The sequence below is a fragment of the Enterococcus sp. AZ067 genome (assembly GCF_051715005.1).
GTDB classification, from domain to species: Bacteria; Bacillota; Bacilli; order Lactobacillales; family Enterococcaceae; genus Enterococcus_D; species Enterococcus_D casseliflavus.
The window spans coordinates 2,023,248-2,041,289 of sequence record NZ_JBIOSY010000001.1 but is presented as its reverse complement, the minus strand read 5'-3'; the positions used below and the strand labels follow the sequence as shown (position 1 = coordinate 2,041,289).

23 protein-coding genes and 1 tRNA gene are annotated in these 18,042 nt (G+C 39.1%); 20 read left to right on the top strand and 4 right to left on the bottom strand.

Annotation, left to right across the window (positions count from 1 at the left end; genetic code table 11):
* The first annotated feature begins 17 nt into the window (after window positions 1-17).
* The 10 genes from IGI82_RS09700 to IGI82_RS09655 all read left to right on the top strand — a co-directional run bounded on the left by IGI82_RS09700 (window position 18) and on the right by IGI82_RS09655 (window position 5,992).
* Window positions 18-350 (top strand): hypothetical protein, encoded by a 333-nt coding sequence (locus IGI82_RS09700; protein WP_438842127.1) that lies wholly within the window; start codon window positions 18-20, stop codon window positions 348-350.
* On the top strand, window positions 347-535 hold the full coding sequence (locus IGI82_RS09695) for a hypothetical protein (protein ID WP_086372891.1): 189 nt from the start codon (window positions 347-349) through the stop codon (window positions 533-535). Before IGI82_RS09700 ends, IGI82_RS09695 begins: the two co-directional genes overlap by 4 nt.
* A complete protein-coding gene (locus tag IGI82_RS09690) occupies window positions 532-1,221 on the top strand; it encodes an ERF family protein (RefSeq protein ID WP_438842126.1) in 690 nt (229 codons plus the stop codon). Before IGI82_RS09695 ends, IGI82_RS09690 begins: the two co-directional genes overlap by 4 nt.
* A 3-nt stretch (window positions 1,222-1,224) precedes the next feature.
* Window positions 1,225-2,139: a DUF1351 domain-containing protein gene (locus tag IGI82_RS09685; protein WP_438842125.1), complete on the top strand. Its 915-nt coding sequence runs from the start codon at window positions 1,225-1,227 to the stop codon at window positions 2,137-2,139.
* Window positions 2,139-2,849 carry a putative HNHc nuclease gene (locus tag IGI82_RS09680; RefSeq protein ID WP_086372894.1) on the top strand — a complete coding sequence of 237 codons (711 nt, stop codon included), beginning with the start codon at window positions 2,139-2,141 and terminating at the stop codon, window positions 2,847-2,849. Before IGI82_RS09685 ends, IGI82_RS09680 begins: the two co-directional genes overlap by 1 nt.
* Window positions 2,850-2,854: 5 nt before the next feature.
* Complete coding sequence (locus IGI82_RS09675) at window positions 2,855-3,460, top strand: hypothetical protein (protein ID WP_438842124.1); 606 nt, start codon at window positions 2,855-2,857, stop codon at window positions 3,458-3,460.
* A gap of 13 nt (window positions 3,461-3,473) precedes the next feature.
* Window positions 3,474-4,301 (top strand): helix-turn-helix domain-containing protein, encoded by an 828-nt coding sequence (locus IGI82_RS09670; protein ID WP_128432863.1) that lies wholly within the window; start codon window positions 3,474-3,476, stop codon window positions 4,299-4,301.
* 527 nt (window positions 4,302-4,828) lie between these two features.
* Window positions 4,829-5,152: a hypothetical protein gene (locus IGI82_RS09665; RefSeq protein ID WP_086372898.1), complete on the top strand. Its 324-nt coding sequence runs from the start codon at window positions 4,829-4,831 to the stop codon at window positions 5,150-5,152.
* 109 nt (window positions 5,153-5,261) lie between these two features.
* Window positions 5,262-5,405 carry a hypothetical protein gene (locus IGI82_RS09660; RefSeq protein ID WP_164888631.1) on the top strand — a complete coding sequence of 48 codons (144 nt, stop codon included), beginning with the start codon at window positions 5,262-5,264 and terminating at the stop codon, window positions 5,403-5,405.
* Window positions 5,402-5,992, top strand: a complete 591-nt coding sequence (locus IGI82_RS09655; RefSeq protein WP_438842123.1) for a phage integrase N-terminal SAM-like domain-containing protein — start codon at window positions 5,402-5,404, stop codon at window positions 5,990-5,992. The genes IGI82_RS09660 and IGI82_RS09655 overlap by 4 nt, the downstream gene beginning before the upstream one ends.
* 14 nt (window positions 5,993-6,006) lie before the next feature.
* Here IGI82_RS09655 and IGI82_RS09650 read toward each other — a convergent pair whose 3' ends face one another.
* The 3 genes from IGI82_RS09650 to IGI82_RS09640 form a co-directional block, all read right to left on the bottom strand.
* Window positions 6,007-6,420, bottom strand: coding sequence for a GNAT family N-acetyltransferase (locus tag IGI82_RS09650; protein ID WP_438842122.1), 414 nt, complete (start codon window positions 6,418-6,420; stop codon window positions 6,007-6,009).
* 408 nt (window positions 6,421-6,828) lie between these two features.
* Window positions 6,829-7,137, bottom strand: coding sequence for a hypothetical protein (locus IGI82_RS09645; protein ID WP_086372900.1), 309 nt, complete (start codon window positions 7,135-7,137; stop codon window positions 6,829-6,831).
* Window positions 7,138-7,294: 157 nt separating this feature from the next.
* On the bottom strand, window positions 7,295-7,561 hold the full coding sequence (locus IGI82_RS09640) for a hypothetical protein (RefSeq protein ID WP_128432864.1): 267 nt from the start codon (window positions 7,559-7,561) through the stop codon (window positions 7,295-7,297).
* Between the two features lie 44 nt (window positions 7,562-7,605).
* Here IGI82_RS09640 and IGI82_RS09635 point away from each other — a divergent pair, with 44 nt between their 5' ends.
* The 9 genes from IGI82_RS09635 (at window position 7,606) to IGI82_RS09595 (ending at window position 16,915) form a co-directional block, all read left to right on the top strand.
* Window positions 7,606-7,833 carry a hypothetical protein gene (locus IGI82_RS09635; RefSeq protein ID WP_438842121.1) on the top strand — a complete coding sequence of 76 codons (228 nt, stop codon included), beginning with the start codon at window positions 7,606-7,608 and terminating at the stop codon, window positions 7,831-7,833.
* 629 nt (window positions 7,834-8,462) lie between these two features.
* Window positions 8,463-8,879 carry an ArpU family phage packaging/lysis transcriptional regulator gene (locus IGI82_RS09630; protein ID WP_438842120.1) on the top strand — a complete coding sequence of 139 codons (417 nt, stop codon included), beginning with the start codon at window positions 8,463-8,465 and terminating at the stop codon, window positions 8,877-8,879.
* 425 nt (window positions 8,880-9,304) lie between these two features.
* Window positions 9,305-9,377 (top strand) — tRNA-Ile (locus IGI82_RS09625).
* Between the two features lie 990 nt (window positions 9,378-10,367).
* Window positions 10,368-11,642: a site-specific DNA-methyltransferase gene (locus tag IGI82_RS09620; protein ID WP_128432866.1), complete on the top strand. Its 1,275-nt coding sequence runs from the start codon at window positions 10,368-10,370 to the stop codon at window positions 11,640-11,642.
* Window positions 11,643-11,777: 135 nt separating this feature from the next.
* Entirely contained in the window at window positions 11,778-11,984 is a 207-nt protein-coding gene (locus tag IGI82_RS09615; RefSeq protein ID WP_128432867.1) for a hypothetical protein, read from the top strand.
* 46 nt (window positions 11,985-12,030) lie between these two features.
* Window positions 12,031-12,939: a phage terminase small subunit gene (terS, locus tag IGI82_RS09610; protein ID WP_438842119.1), complete on the top strand. Its 909-nt coding sequence runs from the start codon at window positions 12,031-12,033 to the stop codon at window positions 12,937-12,939.
* Window positions 12,914-14,209, top strand: coding sequence for a PBSX family phage terminase large subunit (locus IGI82_RS09605; RefSeq protein WP_438842118.1), 1,296 nt, complete (start codon window positions 12,914-12,916; stop codon window positions 14,207-14,209). The genes terS and IGI82_RS09605 overlap by 26 nt, the downstream gene beginning before the upstream one ends.
* Window positions 14,210-14,223: 14 nt before the next feature.
* Complete coding sequence (locus IGI82_RS09600) at window positions 14,224-15,762, top strand: phage portal protein (RefSeq protein ID WP_438842117.1); 1,539 nt, start codon at window positions 14,224-14,226, stop codon at window positions 15,760-15,762.
* Window positions 15,763-15,766: 4 nt separating this feature from the next.
* The gene (locus IGI82_RS09595; protein ID WP_438842116.1) at window positions 15,767-16,915 is read left to right on the top strand and encodes a phage minor capsid protein; all 1,149 of its coding nucleotides are present in this window, start codon (window positions 15,767-15,769) and stop codon (window positions 16,913-16,915) included.
* A 34-nt stretch (window positions 16,916-16,949) separates the two neighbouring features.
* On the opposite strand, the gene IGI82_RS09590 is transcribed toward IGI82_RS09595, so the two are convergent.
* Window positions 16,950-17,243 (bottom strand): hypothetical protein, encoded by a 294-nt coding sequence (locus IGI82_RS09590; protein ID WP_438842115.1) that lies wholly within the window; start codon window positions 17,241-17,243, stop codon window positions 16,950-16,952.
* Window positions 17,244-17,452: 209 nt separating this feature from the next.
* Here IGI82_RS09590 and IGI82_RS09585 point away from each other — a divergent pair, with 209 nt between their 5' ends.
* Entirely contained in the window at window positions 17,453-18,031 is a 579-nt protein-coding gene (locus tag IGI82_RS09585; protein ID WP_438842114.1) for a capsid assembly scaffolding protein Gp46 family protein, read from the top strand.
* The last annotated feature ends 11 nt before the right edge of the window (window positions 18,032-18,042 follow it).

Sequence of the window (18,042 nt, the reverse complement as noted above, 5' to 3'; positions counted from 1 at the left end):
AAGGAGATTATAGCATTATGAATGAAAAAATGAAAGATTTAGCGAGACAGCTACAAGATGAATGTCGTAAGGAAGGGGTGTCCTTACTTTGCACGATGCAAAAAAAAGGAAAAGCTAACGTCATTGCTCTTGGAAATATTATGGACATAGGATTGTGTTTAGCGATGGAAGATCGGAATCTGGACAAACAACTCCCAGTTCCTGCAGCACTTTTACGGAAAACCGCATTAGAAGCTTTGAAAAGTACAACGGTTCAACAAGATGAGGTCAACGGTCATACCTTTGTACTAAATGATCTGGCGGATCTTCCGGATGTTTTGAACCGGATTATGCGAGGTGAATTTGAATGAGCGCCTTCGATTCTTTAGGAGCAAGACAGTTTCCGAAAGATGAACCGACACCAATTGCATTCGATTGGAAAGGTGATCCTCTTTTCGCAGGGGAAATGGTTTACTCGATTGATGATCAATTTGTTCATGAAGACGATTTATTGCGCTATACCCAAGAAAAATTAGGAAAGCCGGTGCCATTATGACCACAGAAGAATTAACAATTCAACAGAAATTGATCCATATCCAATCAGAGTTAAAAGTGCCAAAGAATAACTTTAGTGAATATGGCGGATTTAACTTCCGCAATGCAGAGGATATTTTGAAAGCTGTCAAAAAGCATAATTTAGAACATGGACTTTTATTGACCTTAACAGACGTTCCTCTATTCATCGAAGGTCGTTTTTATATCCGTGCTACCGCAACGCTCACTGATGGGGAAGAATCCATCAGTATTGATGCATACGCACGAGAAGCAGAATCGAAATCCAAAATGGACGACAGTCAACTTACCGGCTCTGCTTCTTCCTATGCACGTAAATACGCCTTGCAAGGTCTTTACCTAGTGGATGATGGTATTGATCCAGATTCTATGAACCAGGACGAGGAAGAGCCTGAGAAGACCGAACAGGAAGTGTTCTTTAAGTATTTCAAGCACTATGCTAATGGCGTTGCGGAATTGACGAATAAGCCGTATGAGGAAATTGAGGCAAATGTCTTGGGCGTTAATACTTTCGCACGTATAGAGGATGTGACACCGGACATGTATGCACAGGTGATTGGAACCGTCAAGGCGATGGGCAAGAGAGCTGAATTACAGCTAAAAGAGAGAGTGGCAGAGGAAACGAAGGCATCTAAGCCAGAAACAAAGAAATTTACCTGGGGGAAATAGCAGATGAATGAATTAATTAAACCTGACACGATAATTCATATCGATTACACACCGAGCACCATTTCAATCCAAAACGAAGCAGAACTAGCAAAACTAGTCGAAAATACGGTGAAGCATTATAAGAGCTTGACGTTTACTGAAGGAGATATTCAGGGGGCAAAAGATGCTCGAACGTCTCTCAACAACATCATCAAGCTTTTAGATGCAAAGCGTAAAGAAGTGAAAAAAGGCTACTCTGAACCTCTCGACGCTTTTGAAGACAAAATTAAAGAGTTTGTTAGTCAGATCGATCAAGCCAAAGAAGGAATCGCTCAAAGCCTTGAAAAATTTGAAACGCAGGAGCGAGAAGGTCGACAGGAGAAAGTACAGGCAAAAGTCAATGAATTATGCAGTGTCGTGGGAGTCGATCCTGACCAAATCGAAATTCTTGATCAGTGGACGAACAAAGGTGCTTTCACTTTGGCCAAAGGTGAATTGAAAGCAGCAATCGTTAAAGAAATCACTGAGAAGATCAACGAGATTGTTTCTGAGAAGCAGACGTTGGCTGCGAATAAACAAGTAATCGAAAATTACGCGGAAGCAATGGGATTGGATCCTGTTTCTTGGGTACGATGGATCGACCAAGGACATGAATTGCAGGAAGTGATTGATCAAATAAAGCAAGTAGTAGCAGAAAAACAACGACGCCTCGCGGCGGCCGCAAAGGTTATTCAGGAAGTGGAACAAAATGAGCCTGTTCGCTCAATGAGACACGATGAAGAAACTGGTGAGATTCTTGAGAATTCAGTTGAAAAAAATGAAATAGTTAAAGATGGAAAAACTGTGACATTAAAACTTAGAGGAACCGATGATCAATTCTTTTTGTTAAATAAAAGCATTGTTGAGTTTGGGATTGAAGTCGTTAAAGTGAGTGAATAATGCTTGGAAAGGTTGTTTATCACGAAAATAAGCGCTTAATGCTTGAGTTTGAAGAAGAAATCAATCCGGAATTTTTGAAATTACTTGCTCGAGAAAAAGAGAACTTAGTGGAAGTCAAATTGATCGATAATGAGCCGAAGTCTGCCAAGCAGAATGCTTTGGCTCATGCGTTGATCAAGGATATTGCAAAGCATCAGGAATTGCCATTGCACAAGGCGAAGCAGATGATGAAAGATTTGTACAAAGAAGGGCATAAGATCGAATTTAGCCACGCTGAAGCGTCAATGACTGAAATGAACCGATGGATCGAATTCTTGATTGAACACGTACTAAGCGAAGGGATTCCGCTTCCCAAACGTTATGACTATCTGCTCGAGTACGAAAAATTCTTTTACTTTTGCTGCAAGTACCGCAGGTGTTGTGTATGTGGGAAGCCACATGCTCAAATTCATCATGTAAAAGCGGTAGGGAAGAGAAAACGAAACAAGGTCGATCATCGGCTATTTCCTTTTGCAAGTCTATGTTGGGTACACCACAACATTGCTCACGCAATCGGAGAGCTACAACTGTTAAATGATTTCTTGGTTACACCAGTATTTCTAGATAAAGAAGCATTGATCAAAATCGGCATAATGTCTAATGCACAGATACTTAGATTTGATCAAGAATATCACGATGAAGAATTATTCCAAAAAGCGATTGGAGGATAAAAATCATGCAAGATAATAAATTACATCAACATTTGAAAAAAATCGTTTGCCAGCATGCATCACGACCAGCATTGCAGTGTGTTCAGTATCATGAAGATGGGAGCCTAAGAGCAACAGACGGACATGTTATGCTACGAATCAACAATTTTCATGACATCAATCAAACGCTTATTCAAAATGTACGAACATTGGAGTTTAAAGACCTAAAATACCCAGATACAGACAACAATTTCGTTAAAGATAACAAACAAAATAAACTGAAAATAAGCTTGAGTGTCTTTAAACGAGTCCTTCTTGCTCTGAAAGAAGGCAGTTTTTCAAATATTGTCACCTTACACTTGGATTCTGAGAAAGTAGAGATCACGAATAATCATAGCAACTCAGAAGTGCCAATCTCGATCACTGTTGGCTGCAAGTATGAGGGAGAATCAATGGAACTCAGCTTTTCTGCTGAAAACCTGTTGAAGATGGTCAACTTTATGCTCGATGCCAAACAGCGATACGCAGTGGATGATGTTGAACTTTTCATTGGATCACCAATCAGACCCGTAATTGCGGAACTTGAAGAAGGCAAGTATCAATTTATAGTAACACCTGTAAGAACACGATAAGGGGGCGAATGTCTTGACTGGACACAGAAGTTACTTTGCCATCATACCTGCAAATGTTCGATACGATAAAAAACTGACTGCCAATGCAAAGCTGCTTTATGGCGAGATAACAGCTTTAGCAAATGAAAAAGGATATTGTTGGGCGGGCGACCGATACTTTGCGGAATTATACGGTGTCAGCAAGACAACTATCCAAAGTTGGATTAAAGCATTGACTGATAATGGCTACATTACAAAAGAGTTGATTTACCGAGAGGGTACTAAAGAAATCTTGAATAGGTATATAAGAATAGTTGCATACCCTACCCAAGAAAATTTAGGTACCCCTACCCAAGAAAACTTAAGAGATAATAATACATCTTTTAATAATACATTTAATAAGACAAATAAAGAAGAAGTTGAAACTTCTTCCAGAAAGTATTCTGACGAACACTTTCGTCTCGCTTCTAAGTTACAAAATAATTTGATTGATGATTTTCCAAAAGAAATGAAAAAAGCGGATCTTGACAAGTGGGCAGATGTTATTCGACTCATGGAAGAAAAGGATCAACACACGATTGAACAAATTGATTATGTATTGAGTTGGCTACCGTCAAACAGCTTTTGGTTTGGTAATATTCGGAGTGCGAAAAAACTCCGAGATAAGTTTGAAACGCTGAAATTTGAAATCAAAACAGAAAAGTCTAAGAAACAGGGAAATAAGAATTTTGTTCGAGAAGAAAAACTGCCTGATAGATTTGTAAATCCTGAAACAGAGCCGACGTTGGATCCAAAGCGTCAAGCAGAGATCGAAGCAAAGCTTAAGGCATACCAGGATCAAAAGAAAGGAGCTGCTACCTGAACAAAGAGCAACGCAGAAAAAGAATGATTGAGCGAAAAAGACTAGTGTATCTAGCAGAGCATCCGGATTTTGATACCAACTCAGAAATTCGAGCCGCATGGGAGTATTTTAAGGATGAAACAACTTCCCCTTACACCAGAATCAATGGACTGATCGAGGTGGTCCATGAAGGCGAAGTCATCTTCACCGGAAACAGAGCTGAGGTGCGTACCAAGTTCGCAATCAGTCACTCTAACCTAAGTAGAAAATTGCGGGAGAATCGACCTGACCGAAAAAAGCGGTATTACCGGATAAAGGATTAATTCAAAAGGTGTCCCACCCTAACATAGGAGGTGTCCCACCTAGTGCCTACAAAGAAAAAACGCCCTAGATATGCGCTGGATGATGACACAATAGAGAAGCTTGAGTGGTTATGCAAGCAGCATCAGAAGCGGACGGGAAAAAAGAAAGTGTATCCAAAGGATACGTTGACGGAACTCATAAACAACGATTTTCAGATCAGAAAACGGTTTGGATAGGAGGAGCGTATGTTAAACAAACAGCAAAAATCATTTTATCGACGTAGAATGATTTTTATCATCGGGGATCGATCTGTTGAGGATATCCCAAAAAACGAATTGCAACAAGTCCAACGGATCGGCAAATTAATAGGGTCGCCGATCATGGATCACTCAAGGCCACTAGAGCCAATCGATTTTTACACATTCACCTACGAAGATTATATGAATTTGATTGATGCGGGCTATAGTGTGAAAGCAATTGTCAATGCCTTAGGTATCAGTAAATACCGCTGGATGAACTGGCGATTAGAGAATACACCTGCAGAGGAGGAAGCAGAATGTCTCAAGTAGTGGACGATATGTTTGATGGATTTATTTGTCAAAGGTGCGGTAGTTTCGTCGATGGAGAAGCACCGGGATATCCAAGAGACTGCGAGGACTGTGAAAGCGAGGCAGATGAATGACTCTATTTTTATTCTTCTTAGGAATCATAGTACTGGCAAGCATCAATAATCTTGCGAAGGAAAGAGAACATCGAGATAAAGCAGTTCACGCCATCGTGGTTCTGGTCACGTTAGTGATCATGTGGAGTTTAATTCGATGAGTACCAAAGAATCACTAATTAAATGGGTCGTAGCAGATATGGAAAAAGACATTGACGGTGAGAAGCTAAGAAAGCTACAAATCATCCTTAGGATGCGATTGGAGCATTTTGAACTAACTAAGCCATCAAGAGAACTCGTTTTGTATGACGAGACCTCGGACGTTGTCGCATATCGTCAATTTGTGGTCTCAAAGAAGATTCAGGGGATTTCTGACGGAACTTTGAATCTTTACATGCAAACAATCAATCTCTTCATGAGGACGCTAAGAAAGCCGTTTAAGGATATCGCTACAAATGACATCAGATTATTTATTGCCAATCGAGAAATTAAGGATAAAGTGTCCAAAGGAACATTGGCCAGAGAGCGTGGATGCATCGTTCGATTTTTCCGATGGTTGTATGTTGAAGAATACATCCCTCGTGATCCAGGAATACGAGTTGAGAAGATAAAATTGCCGAAACGGCGCAAGCAAGAATTCAGCGAACTTGAAGTTGAAAAGCTGAGAAGTGCTGCGTCCAATACAAAAGAGACAGAAACTATAAACCTGCACGTATTCAAAAAAGATCAACGAAATGTTGATCTTTAGATGTACTCGTAAGTTTAAATATATTTTTTATAGAAAAATCTAGTTTGAGTTTCTAAAGGAGAATTATCAATATGGCCGACTAATTCATAACCATTTTTTTCGTAAAATTTAGGTGCATTAAAGCTCATTGTCTCTAAGAAAATATAGGATATCCCCTGTTGTTTGGCAATGGACTCTACATGATTTAACAATTTGGTTCCAATTCCTTTTCCTTGTGTATTATCAGAAACATAGAAAAGTTCAATTTGCAGATAATCCCAATGAATAAAACCAACGATTCTCCCTAAAACAATACCTTCTGATTCGTATACAAAGCTAAGATGTTGATAATTTTGTTCTAATTCAGGAATGATTTTCTTTGTATATGATTCTAATTCGGATAATGTTACTTCTTTGTTTTCTGCATATTGCATTTGTTTAATTGACATAAATACACTTCCTTTTCAATTTAATGCCCGAGAAGTACTAATTATAGCGCCTAAATATAAATTGTCAATTTTCAAAAGAAAAAAATGAAGGTATTCGGAAATTTGAGTAATTCCACTATTCACCAAAATTGTGGAAATAAAAAAAACTACCCTAAAAGAGTAGCAACAGAATCATAAATTATTTTTTTTGGAATCGAAAATTCCGTGCTTAACTGCTAACCTGATGATTCCATAAAGCATAAATCCTATAAAAATATACCAAATAAAAGCTAAAAAAGTTCCCAAAACAATACCTCCTTTTAGGTATTGTAACATATTTATATTTTACCAAGTCAGTTATCCGACGAAATAAAAAACTGATTGATAATGATATCAACCAGTAAGGGCTATAAACGATCGAGGATAGCGTTACTTATCATCGTTTTCTTTAAAGTAGTCATCAATGTACTCTTTAATTTTTTCAAAATCTTTAGTCAGAAAGAATTTAGAAGGAACTTTTATGATAGGAAGGTTGTTTTCATTATCAAAAGGAACGAATGGCTCAGGAAGGACCAAGTAGTCAACATTATCTTTGTCCCTAAGATAATTTACTGAAACATCGTAAAACTGAGAGAAATAATCTTTAAGGCTTGTATCTTTTTTAAAAAGAAGTCCCGGAGATAATGGCGTATACGTCATTACATTATTGAGCACTAAGACAAAACAAATTTTTTTCATAGATAAACCACCTTTCAGTTAGATTATATACTAATTAATAGAATTAATGTAAATGAATTGAAAATGTCGGTATTTGATTTTTTGATAATAAAAAATCTTTAGATCGAAAAAAAACAAATAAGTCAGCTATCGTCAGCGATAACGGAAAAAAGACCCGCTAGGAGTCTTTTTCTGGAATAATCTCAAGTCCATGTTCAGCAAGGCGCTCATGCGAGTCCATGGCCATTCTCATAAGAAAATCAATTTCAAGACAGCGGATAAATTCATCTTTGTACTCACGAATGATCTTTGATAGGGCGTTCACGTAATCATTTGGATCGTCAGTCAGTTCAATTTCGGTTGGCGGGAAGTCATACTTCAAATCATCAAAAATATAGTCGGTAGTATTTTTCATAACAGCACGTGCATCAACAGTAATTTTCATACGATCGCCTCCTATGGCGATTATATCATGGACGGAGGGATATAATGACCAGAAAAATTAAGATCGAAATAATTAAGGACGTCTATTGGGAAGATTGGGGAACCATGCGAAAAGTTTTTAAAAAAGGTTGGATTGGTTGGGTTAATGGCTATTACGAAAATGGAAAATTGGTGAGCGTATCTGGCGAAAGTCCAATTTACGTCGGCGTATCAGATGAAATTTGGGACGATTGCTATAAAGTTTTGGAAAAGGAGCAAGCCAATGAAAACTAGCCAAGGAATCATCATAGTGCTGCTGACAATCGCAGGCTTGAGTTGGCTATCCTATACAATAATCAACTAGATCGAAATATTTGATTTATATTAATAGGTTGGTTAGTAAATGCATTGCAAAAAAACTCAACAAATCCACATTCTCTACAAATTGCCATATCAAGAACTATAGGTTTCCCTTGCTCAAAATGATGAAAACTTTCATCGGCGAGGATACACAAAAATTTTACTTTCTTTGGTGGATTTACAAAAGCTATTTTGAAACTATTACAATTTAAACATTGCATTTCAATAACCTCAATATTTATTTTATGTACGATCCTAGCGAGGTGTGATAGAAGTAGCAACGCCTAAGTGGGGTTTGTTTGCCTCGCTAGGAGAAGGCTAGTAATTACCGAATAAATGTTATCGTCTAAATACCCATGTCTTTGAAAGGAGATTCGATACTAGCCTTCAAAAACAGGCTACTATATTTAAATAACAAATTTCAAACAGATTAAGAAAGCTTAATCTATAACGGATGATTTCTTAAGAAATCTGGGGAATAAAAAGTCGGATTCCTCCGACTTCTCCTTGAACCTATTGATACATGACTTAAATGAATTATAACAAATCGGGGGATACGCGCTATGACCTTAGTTCCAGAAATCAATAAGAAAGAGACGAAGAAGAATGCACGAGCTGTCTTATCTCAATACCGACGATTAAACCGAATTTCAGAACGTGCGCCCATCGATCTGAAATCACCAATTATTACTGATATGCCCAGAAGCGGGGCGCAAAATGGATCACAAGATGCTTTTCTGGAGTGGATAGACGCTGAAATTGAAAGAGACGCAATTGTCGCTGCACTGGCCAAGCTTGGATTAGTTAGCAGGCAAATACTTTACTATTCATTTTGCGATCTCGAGAAGCGGTCAAATTACGAAATCGGCAGCCTAATTGGCGGGTATAGCGACAAGAATGTTGAAAAGCTAAAAGCAATCGCTCTGGTCGAGTTTGCGGATGCTTACAAAAAAGGAAAATTATTAACTCTGAAAAAATAGGGTTTTTGTAGGGAAAGTGTAGGGTTTTTTGACAAAAATCCATGATAATATGGTAATGTCGAAAGATTAAGAGATGTGGTTGATGGGCTACTCACAAACTAACTCATAAACCGAAAGGGGGCTAATCCCCTTGTCGCTTTATTCTTCTTTGACAGAAAGACGGTAAAACTAAAACGAATGGAGTTGAGAACGCTCCTTATCTTCATTCGCCGTCTTTTTTATGTCACTGTGGCGGAAGTAGGAGACGCAACGGTCAATGGTGAATAACCTCGTGAGAACCTAATCAGTTCTTGTGTGTGGTGCAATCCCACTCCAGTGACATAACGCATTAGAAACAATAGGTTGATTCCGCATACTAGTTAAGTCGGACGTAATATGATCGGACTGATAATCCGTCCCACCCTAATTGTATTCTTTATAAGTCGTGACGGGTAGCTCAGTGGCTAGAGCGTTTGGTGGATAGCCAAGAGGTCGCCGGTTCGAATCCGGTCTCGTCAATTAATTAGCCGATTAGCGGAAACTAATCCGGCAAGCGACCTAGCATCGTGTAAATACAACAATCATTGCTAGGGATGGTTGTAATACAAAATGAAGTCACTCAGTCGAGTGGCTTTTTATTTTAAAGGACAAAAAAGCTACCGGTGTCAGATCCGGCAGCTTCAGGCAGATAACGACTTTATTAGATAGTTAGCTGTTATGTTTTGGATAAAGTGGATCTGCCTATTTAAATAATAACATCTAATTATAAAATATACAAAAAATGCCACCATGCTTGGAGGGATGGTGGCATTATGTAAATATCAAATAAATGAAATTTACATATATATAATATATCATAATGACGAAAAAAACGCCACTGAGCTGTTGATACTCAGTGGCGGAACAGGGTTGAAGTCTTATAGATACATATTAAAGGAGTCCCTGTTACAGCATATTATAACAAAGAAAAAATTAAATTTCCACTGGAATTCAAATAACTAGTGTGTAGGTAACCAGTTTCATGCTTTTCACATTCGTAATAAAAGACTCTTCTGCTTAAGGTAGCATAATAGACAAGAAATATATTTCCTTTCATTAGGAACGTACTTTACAACAAATCTTGCATAAGAAAAACTTGGCAGAGGGCCTTTTTAAACTAATATAGAGAAGCGCTGCATTTTATTCCGTATGAAAACCAATGTCAGTAACTTTATCATTTTTTTTGATACGTGGGCAATCTCTATCGTGAATTACGAATCGATTATTCGAGACCTTTAATTTTTTCTTTTTTATTACATAATATGGCATGCCAGTTCACCTCTCTTTTTATTTCCTATTATACAGTAAATAAGATGTAATTTTTAATAAAATAAGAAGATTTTAAGTTTGATAGGAATTAGAAAAATACCATCTAATGAAATCCAAATTATGCTAACGGAAATCGCTTAGGTAGATTGTCTCATCAATAGTTTGAAGACATTTGAAGACAACTATGGATAGGAGGAAGCTATGAAAATTACTAAAATGAAGTTAGATGAATTAAAAAATGCAGACTACAACCCTCGTATAGCTCTCGAGCCAGGAATGGAAGAGTATGAGAAATTGAAACAATCCATCTTAGAATTTGGATTTGTGGATCCTCCAATCTTTAATGTACAAACAGGGAATCTCGTAGGAGGGCATCAGCGTGTTGCTGTGGCTCGAGATTTGGACCTGTTTGAGGAGATAGAGGTTTCCGTTGTAGATTTACATCTCGAGAAGGAAAAAGCTCTCAATTTGGCTCTCAATAAGATTTCTGGTAAATGGGATGAAGAGAAGTTAGCTTTTCTCTTAAAAGAACTCGGAGAAGAAGATATCTCTTTAAGTGGTTTTGATCTTGAAGAAGTCGAAGATTTAATTACTGATTTTGACTATCAAGAAGACATTGATAAACCAATTGTTGAAGATGATTTTGACGTGAACCAATACATTGAAAATCATCCAGAACCTAAAACTAAACGTGGCCAACTTTGGCAACTAGGCAAGCATTTCTTGCTTTGCGGTGATTCGACTAATCAAACTGATGTTGATCGCCTATTGCAAGGGAATAAAGCAGACTTAGTTGTAACGGATCCGCCATACAACGTTGCTGTGAAGTCTAGCAACGAAGAACTGACGAATTCCGGTCGAGGTGAAATTCTCAATGATGATATGGATCATGATGACTTCGTTGGATTTTTAGAGCAAATTTTTCTGAACTATTCGCAACTCATGCATGATCAAGCGGCAATTTATGTTTTTCATGGCTCATCGTATCAACGGGAGTTCGAAAATGCAATGAACGCTGCAGAAATTGACGTTAGAGCTCAGTGTATCTGGGTTAAGAACAATGCGACTTTTGGGTGGAGTCAATACCGTTGGCAACACGAGCCGGTGTTTTATGCGCACAAGCGGAAACAAGCACCTGAATGGTACGGCGATAGAAAACAAACTACTGTTTGGAAAGATGACTTGATCCAAGATATTCCGGACGTGAGTATTTGGCAGATCGCTAAGGACGATGCCATGAAGTATTATCATCCAACACAGAAGCCGCTATCTCTCATTGCAATTCCAGTGAGGAATAGCTCAAAACGCGGCGACATTGTAGTCGATCTATTCGGAGGATCTGGTAGCACATTAATGACCTGTGAACAGTTGCAGCGGTCTTGCTACACAATGGAACTTGACCCGATCTTTTGTGATGTGATTATCGATCGATGGGAGAAAGCGACCGGTAAAACTGTAGTATTGTTAGAAGAATAAAAAAGAGGCCGGTGCGCTAACACCGACCCTTCAACGAGAACTATAAGCCCCCGAAGATACAGAGAATGCCCACGCGTGGTCTTTCGATACCCTCTGTATCTTCTAGCATTATATCTAATGCGGAGGGCTTAAACAATGGGAACACAAGATCGTGAAATGGAATATCTGATCCAAAAGGCTTTAGAAGAGCAAGAGTCAGTCGATGAGTACAAGAAAATTATTCGTGTCGCCTTAGGAAAATGGCTTAATAACTTGAAATCGGGAGAAATAAAACTGAACTCAATCAATGATTTGAAAGTTCTGATTGAAGCAGATTTAATGCTAAAACAAATTGAAAAATAAGAAAACGAAACTCAATTAAGATTGATCGTGAGGTGGTGTAAGTTGAATGCCTAGGAAGAGAGATCCTAAACGAGATGAAGCTTTTGATATTTATAGAAAAGCCAACGGTGACATACAGAATCGAGAAATAGCGAAGCAATTAAACATCTCTGAAAAAACAGTTGGGTCGTGGAAGTCAAAAGATAAATGGACCCAAAAATTGAATGGAGTACTCCAATCAGATGAACGGAGTACTCCGAAAAGCAAAAGGAGTACTCCAAATAAAAAAGGTGCTCCTAAAGCCAACCAAAACGCAAAAGGCAATAAAGGGAACGCTCATGCCTCTCCGCCTCAAGGGAATAAGAACGCTTTGAAGACTGGCGAGTTCGAAACAATTTTCGAGGAATTTTTATCAGATGATGAGAAGGACATATACTCAAGCTTGAGTGATGATCCTTTTTTTATTCTTTCAGAGGAGATCAAACTTCTGAAAATTCGCCAACGTCGGATGATGCAGCGTATTAAGGATGCTGAGGACGGTCTAAATCAGGAAGAAATTGAAAGGCTGCAGCAGTTGCGCAAGGTTAAGGAACCGACTGTTGTGGACGGTAAGGTCGTTACTATCAAGCGCGAAGTTCTAAAGGATGTTCAAGTGTCAAGAAAACAGTTCCGCAAGATAGATAATATCTTGGCCATTGAGGACGCCTTGACACGCATTAGCAATCAGGTGACGAAAGCGATCAAGCAACTTAATGAATTGTCCCTATCAGATGGTCGGGTCGCATTGTTGGAAGAACAAAAACGGAAAATAACTTTCGAAGCTGATATCCTTGAAAACAAAGCTGCTAAACTTGTGCTTAAACAAGGTGAACAGAGTAAAGTACAAGGCCTTATTGATATTGGCCAAGCGCTTATTGGTCCAATAGAAGAAGATGAGGAGAGTGGACGAGATGAGTCAGTTGAAGTTATCGACTAAGCAACAAGAAAATATTTTTCAACCACTCAAAGGGATTCGGATGGAATTGAACGAGGGAACGATTCGTTCAGGCAAGACGATGTCAGACGCACAAAAGATGGCGTTGATCTATGCAGGGCATCCAGATACCAATCATCTTGTACTCGCATATAACCAAGAACAAGCATATCGAATGTTTATGGATTGTGAAGGGTTTGGTCTTGAACATATCTTTGCCAGCTGTGCGGAGATTCGACACGATGAGCATGGCGACCACTTATGGATCAATCTTCCCACAGGGGAAAAGCGAATCTACTATAAAGGCGGCGGAAAAGTGAATGCTGTGGGTGCCATCACTGGGATGTCATTTGGGACTGTCACATTCTTGGAGTTTAACCTTCTGAATAAGGCGGTTATCGAAGAAGCTTTTCGTCGGACCAAGGCTTCAAGCTTTCGTTACCATCTTGCAGAACAAAACCCACCGGCACCAAATCATCCGAATCTTGAAACACTGAAGCAGTTCATTGAAACTGGTTCTTACAAGTTTCGGCATTGGCGGCCACAAGATAATCCTATTTTAACGAAACGATCATTAAAAGAATGGGAAGCAGAGTGTAAGGTCTCTGATTATCTTTACAAACGTGACTGGCTAGGTGATCGTGTGATGCCCGAGGGTGTGATCTATTCAATGTTTAATGAAGATACCCATATGACAAATGAAATCATAGGCAAGCCTGTAGAAGTGTTCTTCAGTGCCGATGGTGGTCAAAGCGATGCGACAACTTGTTCATTAAACCTTGTTACGTGGAAAGATGGAAAGTATTATCTCTATCGAATGGCCAACTTTTATCATAGTGGAGCCGATACTGGTGTCACAAAAGCGATGAGCGAGTATGCCAAAGAGATAAAGTTGTTTAAAGAGTGGTGTTATCAAGAATGGTCATGGCTGCCAAAGCACTCGAAATTTTTTGTCGATCCAGCCTGTAAGTCATTGAGTGAGGAATTACGTGTCTTGGGTATTGTTACAACAAAAGCAGACAACAACTCAAAAGACAAAGTAACCAGCAATGGAACCAAAATTGAAATAGGTATCGAACGTATGCAAAGCGCCTTATCAAAAGGACGCTTTTTTCTTTACGATCATGAAGGTAAATATGGGCATTATTATTTTATTAAGGAGTTAGGGATGTATGTTCGTAATGATAATGGCTACCCGGTTGATAAAAACAACCATGCTCTGGATGAATGTCGGTACGCAATTAATTACTTTACGAAACGCTATGTTCTCTAATAGGAGGTGGTCCAGTGTCATTTTGGCAAACAATAAAAAGAGTCTTTGGAAAGGGGGCGGTTGCGATAGGGGCGAAAAAAGAGCTACAAAGTATTTTGGATCATCCAAAGATTCAAATGAGTCATGAAGAGTATGATCGTATTCAAAGCAGCTTACTTTATTACCAAGGGTACACGCATTGTAATTCTGATCAGAGAGCAAAGGCGAATATCAATATGGCCCGCAAGGTTGCTTCTGAGTACGCGAAGGTAATGTTCAATGAACAGGCAGAAATCACGATCGGGAAAGAGGATAAATCTAAAAAGTATGATGAAGCCAGTGCTTGGATAGAATCTGTGTTTCAACATAATGACTTCAAACGCAATCTTAGCAAGTACCTTGAGCCAGCAATGGCGCTAGGGGGCTTAGTTGTACGCCCTTATTTCAATGACCAATCAGGACAAATTGAGTTTTCATGGGCGCTACCTGATGCATTTTACCCATTGGAGAGTAGCACCAATAAAATCAGTCAGTGTGCGATTGCGTTTAAAACCATCAAAACGGAAGGCTCCAAAACATTCTTTTACACGCTACTTGAGTTTCACCAGTGGATCGATGGAGAGTATTGGGTACTCAATGAGCTTTATGAAAGTGAAAAATATAATGTTCTAGGAATACAGGTATCGTTGGACACTTTGGAACAATATGCAGAGTTGGATCCATCGAGGCATGGGGAAGAAATTGAACGTCCGATCTTCTCTTATTTCAAGACAGCTGGTTTTAATAATATCCATCCATACTCACCACTTGGTGTTGGTGTTTACGACAACTGCAAGCGGACACTCGATCGACTAAACAAAGCTCTAGATGCATTTGATCATGAAATTGATGTTGGGAAACGCCGAGTGGCTGTTCCTGAATCGATGCTGGATGGCGTACCTAACAAAGAAACAGGCACAATTGAATTGACCTTTGATCCAAACGATGATTTTTATGTGGTTGTCCCAGGAGCTAAACCAGATGATTTTAAGATTACTGATTTAACCCATGAAATTCGAACAGAGCAGTATATCGGAGCAATTAATCATCGCTTACGACTTCTAGAAATGGAAGTGGGGCTTTCGACTGGTACGTTCGTTTTCGATGGTGCTGGTGTACGTACGACGAACAAGACTGCAACCGAGGTAATCAGTGAGAATTCGCAGACATATCAGTCAAGAAACCTACAAACCACCGAATTGGAGGAATTCATTCGGGATGTTGTGCTGGCGTTGTGTGAGCTTGGCCGGGCCACAGAAGTTGATGGGAAACCATTGTTTAGTGGAGAATCTCCAAATCGTGAGGACATTGGCGTTAACTTTGATGATGGCATCTTCTTAGATAAAAAGTCAGAATCTGATTATTATCGTGAATTGAAAAATGATGGGCTGATTCCCGGATGGTTAACTTTAGCTAAAATAATGAAGTTGCCTGAAAGTAAGGCAAAAGATTTTTACCGACAAGCACAATTGGATGTGGTCGATGAAACTACTGGGAAAATACGGGATTCTGGATACGAAGACTTTGAGGAGTGATTGAATGACAATTACATCAAAGCAGTTGGAAATCGAAGCTTCATACGTCCAAGATGCTTATATGGCGATGGAAGATGAAATCATGAAGATGCTTGTCCGTCAGTTGAACAAGCCAACTAGAACACCGCTCACAGAAGATAACGCATTCCGGTGGAAGATTGAAAAGATGCAGCAATTAAATTTGTTGAGTCAACAATCGCTGCAGCAGCTGGTAAACGAAACAAATCAGTATTCTTATGATCAACTACGTAAGATCGTCGTGGACATGGGTTTTGAAGTCGTTTCTGATATGGACAAGAATTTGTCTAAGCAAACAGGAAAAGAACCGCCTCCAAGGACTGAAATCGATAATGTGATGGAGTCATATTTCAACCAACAGTGGCGTGATCTCGACAACCATGTCAATCAAACGCTGATTGACACCAATTATCCTAACAATCCGCTGGCTAAGATGTATCAGCAAGTTCTCAATGATACAGTAGCCAAAATCATCGGTGGTGCTAAAACGCCACAGAAGGCGCTTAGAGAATCGATCTATGCGATGGTGGAAAAAGGTGTGATGACAACCTTTGTTGACAAGGCAGGGCGTGAATGGAGCCTTGAGCGCTATGTTCGGATGGTTTTAAAAGCAACCACTCACCGTGTCTATCAGGATCTGCGAATTAAGCGAGGCTTAGAGCATGGCATTGTTACTGCGCTAATGAGTAGCCATATGGCTGCACGACCACACTGTGCGCATATCCAAGGGGGATGGGTGCTAATTGTTCGTACAGAAGATGCACCGGAAGAATTACGACACATTCCATCCATCTATGATCATGGATACGGTGAGCCTGATGGCACACAAGGGATAAACTGTAGACATCGATTGTATATCCAATTCTATGATCCGAATATTGACGTCCATATGAAACAATATGAACCCAAACAAGCGATTGAAAATGCGGACTTGGTTGCCAAACAGCGACGCATGGAAGTCGCTATTCGTCGTGCGAAAAGGCAAATGAATGCAGCGGTCTCACTTGATGAAAAAGAAGATATTCAGCACTTCAAGCAGTTGATTAGAAAACGTCAAGGTGCATTGAGAGTACTAATCGACGAGCATAATCAATTGTTGCGTCGAGATTATTCAAGAGAACAAGTCTATACGTAAACTCCCACAACAGAAAAGTGGTTGTGGGAGTTTATCATTTATATGTATTTTTGGAAAGTATTAATTGTATTGCTTCTTCCGAATCATCTAATCCATGCCAAGTTACAAAACCTTTTGACAAAGTAAAAATGTATATTTTATCAGTCTTAGTTATCTTGCTTACAAGCTGACTTTTTAGATCATTTACTCTAAGGGATGTAGCAATGATGAAGCTAGTTTTTGTTATGGCGAAATAATCGTCTCCGAAAGAATCTAAATAATTATATAGACTCTCATAATTATGTTTATCGTCCAATACTAAAGAAATTTTATAGACATAAGTAACCATAAACTCACCGTCCTTTTTTTACTATACCTAATGATATACGAAAATAAATAAAAATTAAATGAAAAATATAACATGTATTAAATTAATCATAGCAATGATTATTTATTTTGCCTTCTTACTGCTTACAGGCGTTAAAGAGAAAGCTGTCTCGGGTGATGGACGTAACCATCAAATTTATCGGGTTGTGGCGTAACCACTAGGAGGTCACTATGAAAGAATTTTTTAAGCCAATGGAGATGAACTTGCAGTTTTTTGCTGATCCAGAGTCTGATTCTGCTCGTGATGAGCAAGATCAATCTGTTGAAGATCAAACTCAAACTGAGGAAGAAGCAGAAACTAAGGAAAAAGAAACTTCCCCTAAGAAGTATTCTCGTGATGATGTTGGCAAAATGGTTGCTGCAGAAACCAAGAAAGCCGTTGAGAAAGCGAAGCAGGAATGGGAAAAAAGTATTCCTAATGATGCTGAGGAAAAAGAACCCTCAGACCAGTATCAGAGTGAAAAATCAGCCAAAGAAAAACTTGCTCAAAAAGAGGCAGAGCTAGCTCAAAAAGAAATTCGTCTAGAATATCGCGAGAAAGCGCAAGAAGAAGGACTGCCCGTGAAGATCATTGATTTGATTGATTGCAGCGACGCTGAAAAAGCAGAGGCATCATTTAAATTGGCGAAAGAGATTTTAAGAGAAACAACCTCAAAGAAAAAGAAAAAGCAGTTTGTCAGTGGTGGGAATCCTCAATCGGGAAACCCAGATCAGTTAGACCCGTTTTTAGCGGGATTAAAAGGAAAATAGGAGGAATTTTT